The organism is Rhizobium sp. NZLR1b (assembly GCF_019685155.1).
Lineage (GTDB): Bacteria > Pseudomonadota > Alphaproteobacteria > Rhizobiales > Rhizobiaceae > Rhizobium.
Map to the genome: position 1 here is coordinate 1 of NZ_JABDWC010000052.1, position 4,633 is coordinate 4,633.

The 4,633-nt window shown below is 57.0% G+C and carries 4 protein-coding genes and 1 pseudogene; 2 read left to right on the forward strand and 3 right to left on the reverse strand.

All coding sequences use genetic code 11. The features are described from left to right. Nucleotides 1-354: 354 nt before the first annotated feature. Both HJB84_RS33930 and HJB84_RS33345 read right to left on the reverse strand, forming a co-directional pair. Nucleotides 355-518: pseudogene (locus HJB84_RS33930) on the reverse strand (ATP-dependent DNA ligase); the annotation flags it as partial. A gap of 422 nt (nt 519-940) precedes the next feature. Next, a complete protein-coding gene (locus HJB84_RS33345; protein ID WP_221117973.1) occupies nt 941-2,077 on the reverse strand; it encodes an NAD(P)/FAD-dependent oxidoreductase in 1,137 nt (378 codons plus the stop codon). Between the two features lie 139 nt (nt 2,078-2,216). Here HJB84_RS33345 and HJB84_RS33350 point away from each other — a divergent pair, with 139 nt between their 5' ends. Next, nucleotides 2,217-3,257 (forward strand): phosphatidylglycerol lysyltransferase domain-containing protein, encoded by a 1,041-nt coding sequence (locus HJB84_RS33350; RefSeq protein ID WP_221117978.1) that lies wholly within the window; start codon nt 2,217-2,219, stop codon nt 3,255-3,257. A gap of 258 nt (nt 3,258-3,515) precedes the next feature. Here the strand turns inward: HJB84_RS33350 and HJB84_RS33355 are convergent, their stop codons facing one another. Continuing rightward, on the reverse strand, nt 3,516-3,791 hold the full coding sequence (locus HJB84_RS33355; RefSeq protein WP_221117975.1) for a hypothetical protein: 276 nt from the start codon (nt 3,789-3,791) through the stop codon (nt 3,516-3,518). A gap of 538 nt (nt 3,792-4,329) precedes the next feature. On the opposite strand from HJB84_RS33355, the gene HJB84_RS33360 reads away from it, so the two are divergent. Further along, a partial coding sequence (locus HJB84_RS33360) for a PepSY domain-containing protein (protein ID WP_221117977.1) occupies nt 4,330-4,633 on the forward strand: 304 nt, incomplete at its 3' end.

Below are 4,633 nucleotides of genomic sequence, written 5' to 3' on the forward strand. Positions count from 1 at the left end.
AACCGGCTCCAACGCTGCGCAAGATGAAAGCTTCGCGTTTCCGCCGGTTGCTCACACCGCGCCACTTGGCGTATTCAAAACCCCCGAGGCTCCAATCGCAGCTGGATGAAAGTTCAGTGGCAGGTCACCGGTCGAAGCCGACGCTCGAGCGGAACAGCGGTGCGTAGTCGTAAGATGTTGCCATAGCCATATCCTCCTTGAAGCAACATGGGTACGGGAGCGCCGAAAGACGGCGCTCCCAGCAAGGCCAGCCCTTCATCAGCGACTGGCGGAAATTGATTTGGTTTTTGACATTTCTGGATTCAAGAGGGCTCGCAGAAAAAAATTGCCCTGCCTTCGCTCCTGCTGTGCGTCTCAATCGAGCGCATAAACTGCGGCACTATCCTGGACCTCGCACAGGCCCTTGTAGGATATATGACGCAAATTGCCGTCGTCTGTCTATCGTGGAACTCGATCGCGGCGATCAGTGTCGGCTGGCTGGGCGAAGACGTAGTTCTGCTGTTCAGTGGCATGACTGGTGACATGCTGCCGCCGGGGATGAAGCGGCTGACGCGGATCGAGGACGAGAATGCGCGACTGAAGCCGTCTGGTTCCTTTCGGACAGAGGATATTCTGCTGTCAGATCAGCAGCCGGACCAAGGCATCCTCGTGTCGATCCATGTCAGACATCGCTTCTTAGGAGAACAAGGGCGGCTATCCCTGCAGACGGTCGGTATAATGGATTGGCATAGAAGCGAAGATTTCGCCCCTCTCATGCTTGTGATGAGCGCGGCAGTAAAAATGCCTGGATGCCATCCAGGGCAATCTAGTTCTGTCTCTTGGATTACCCACAATGCGGCCCCAATCTATGAAGACACCGTTGGCGAGACACAACGGGTAATACGGTTGCGTTGACAATGAAGGACTCATGTCCTTGTGGCATTTCCTCCATAGTGCCGCATTATCGCTTCGTGATAGCTCGGGCCAGTGCCTTCGCCTCTCTGCTCGCACTATAGAAGTAGCTCACCAGCCCTGGGGTCATTCCCGCAAACCAGAATCCGGCTATTCCACTGTCAGCACCGTTCTTGCCGATTAGAGGATTTCCTCGTTCATCGAGAACATCGAGGTCCGACAACATCTTCTTTAGGCCCGATGAGTATCCGGTTGCTGTAATCAAGTAGTCTGGCTCGGCCATTCCGCCATCGGCGAATAGCACCTTTCCGCCGGCAATGCGCACGACCTCGCCGACAATTTCCGTCCGACCATCCTTTAACGATTGGATCGCTCCGTCATCAACGGGAATGGCAACGTGCTCACGACGGAGCCTTGTCGCCGCACCAACGGCAGGCTCTGGCAGACCGAGCTTCCGTATGTCGCCGAATGCGAGCCGCTCCGTGATCTTGATAGCGAGATCGGAAGCCGAAGAAGGCAGCAGGTCCATCAACGGCGAGAGCCGATGAACTGCAATTCCCTTGAGCCGCTTGGGAAGGATGGCCGAACCTGAGCGCACCGACAGCCATATCTGGGCGGTTGGAACGCGGCAAAGGTGATTGACGACGTCGAACCCCGAGTTTCCGCCTCCGACTACGAGGACGCGCTTGCCACGATATTGTTTTGCATCGCCAAAAGCTGCGGCGTGCAAGCGTATCCCACTGAAAGTCTCACTGCCTTGAATGGCTGGCTCGACAGGCTCTCTATCTCTCCCAGTGGCAACGATAACGTTCGCCGCCTTGATAATGTCTCCGCTCACACTGATTTCGAAATTTCCATCAGACTGCCGTATCGAAGTGACATCCGCGCCGTAGTTTATTCTAAACGCGTGATGGCGGGCAAAATCGTCAAGATGACGTACCACGTCATCCCGCTTCGGGAAGGCGGGCGTCATCGGAGGAAATTTCAATCCAGGCAAATGCGAGACGCTGCGATGTGTGTTCAATGTGAGTTGAGGGTGGCGAGCACGCCAAGAACTTCCCAAGGCTTCGCCGCGATCCAATAGCAACGCGTTAACCCCCCGCTGCTTCAGGTGATACGCCACCGCAAGACCTGCCAGGCCCGCACCGACGATGACTGCCCGCTCGATCTGCGACAATGATTCCATGTGGCGACCATGGGCAAAGTCGGGTGTCCTGGCAACACCTACCCGAAGGCTATACAAAAGAGCGGGCTAATATTCGCTTTCCGTTAGATAACGAATCGAAAATATGAGCATGTAGTTGCTCAACCTGCCGGGGATAGACGTGCCGAACATCCGACGACTCTTCGACGAGATTATGGATCGTCGCCTGACAGCCATCCCGAACACCAGTGTTTCTGCTGATAAGAGGCTGGAACTGTGCCGCAAGCACGGAGATTTCGCGGTCGCCTACTCTACTGCCGTCCAGCGTGATCTCAAGCATTTCGGGGACGAGCAGGGCTATCTCGCGTATGCCACGAAGATGGGGCATACCTTCGTTCTTGGCGACCCCGTTGCGTGCAAACAGGATCGTGAGCGATATATCAGAGACTTCGTTTCCGCCGCTGCGAACCCATGTTTTGTGCAGATCGGCAGGGAAACGGCAACCGTCCTGGCGGAGCTCGGATACCGGGTGAACCATATGGGTGTCGATACCCACCTTTCGTTTGATACCCATAGTTTTGCTGGAAAGAAGAATGAAACGGTCCGTTATTCGGAGCGCTGGTTGATCAAACAGGGTTATGCGATCATCGAATGCGACGGGACCAGAACGCAGGCGGATCAGATCAAAGCGGTCTCGGACAACTGGCGTGCAGGACGGATAGTCAGCCGGCGGGAAATGCGCTTCCTGAACCGACCCTTCTTCCCGGAACTGTCGCCTCATATGCGCCGCTTCGTCATATTGGACCCGAAGGGCGCTCCCATTGCCCTCCTCGATTTCGATCCAATCTTTGAAGGTGGTGTCGTAAAGGGCTACACAGCGGCGTTCAAACGCAAGCTGGCGGGGACAACGCCTCATGCGGAGGTCGGTCTCACCAAGTTCGCCGCAGACCGCTTTCGAGAGGAGGGTCACGCACGCGTGACGCTAGGCTTGTCGCCACTTGCCGCCATTGCTGAAAGCGGATTTTCAGAGAGCCGCTTCTGGCGGGCGCTTTTCGAACGAGCGTTCCGCTCTGACAGGGTCAATACGCATATCTTTAATCTTCGGGGCCAAGCGGCTTTCAAGCGGCGATTTCACGGGGAGGAGGTGCCAACTTACATCGCCTTCAAGAGGAGGACTCCGATGGAGATGGTCGCCCTGCTTCGCCTTCTAAAGACGCTCTGAAGTCCGCTCGGCGTTTCTATCACGGGCAGTTAGCCAAGTGCGACCACGGGTGGGATTGCTCTTTAACACCGATTCCAAGGAAGAAGTTCGTTGCGAGTGGGACTGTCGCGATGCTTGGCGATGATGCCTTTCAACCCATTGGAACGGGCGTTCGCCAATAATTCGTCGCCATCACCCTGGACTGCCTCGGAGAGCTGGATCGCGCGTCGACAAGGTTCCGTCCCTCGGGATGTGTAGCCAACTCGGTCTTCGACGCAGTCATGGCGTCGGCCTCCGGTCGAGCTTCTTCAGGGCGTCGACGATATTCCGATAGCGGACTGCGGGAAGTTGCGGCGGATGGCCAAGCTGCGGAATGGACTCGACGGCGTATCGGTCGGACGCCCAGGAGGCGAGGATGGACCGCTTCTCGCGCGCGTCGAGCAAGTCGCATCTGAGTATGTCTTCAGGATGCGCGAGGTGATCATGGAGGATGTGGGTCGCGGATATCACGTCGTCCAGCGGGTCGTGCGTAAACTCTCTTTCGTTTGGGGCCATTGTTCGATCTCCAGAAACCTATCGGCCGTGCGGCATTCGCGGGCAGCCCTCCGGAATGATCTGTTATCGCGATTTTTCGGTTTCAAGAAAGCGTCGACAAAATATTGTCTCTCTCGACTGCGAAGCGCCAGAAGCCTCTTGAAGCTGTCGAAATGACAACTTCCTCGACATGGCGAGGGCTCTCGACAGAAGCGATGGTCGAACGCAATCGGAAGTTCGCGCAGTTCTCAAAAAGCATGGGGGAAGCAATCTGCGTCAACGCCGGCGAACTTGGGCGCGACGAGGCCAAGACTGCCACCACATGGTCAGCGCCAGTTCGAGACCCATCATCCGCCCGCGGTCCACCAGGGCCGCGGGAGCCGCCACCCTACGGCTCGATGCGCTTGATCGTAACCGCCCATCCGTGTGGCGACTTGTGAAAGCGCGTCTCGCGATAGCGCTCCGACTGCCGTTTCCAAGGGTAAAGCATTGCAAATTAATCCCTGGAACCTCTGGCTTTTCGGCGTGTTTTTATTCCACCCAACTGGAGAAAACACCAATGAAGAAAATCGTCATCCTTTCTGCCGGCCTGCTTCTCGCTGCATCCGGCGCATTCGCCCAGAGTGAAAAGCCGACGACGTCGCAGACGACCCCGGCGGTCAAAACCGAGCCCAATCCCGCTGCCCCGGTCGCGGGCAAGAACAGCTTCACGGAAGCGCAGGCGAAGTCCCGCATCGAAGAGGCCGGCTACGCGGACGTGGCCGGACTGAAGCTCGACGATCAGGGCATCTGGCGCGCGACGGCGTCGAAGGACGGCAAGCCGGCGAATGTCTCCCTGGACTTCCAAGGCAACGTAACGCTCG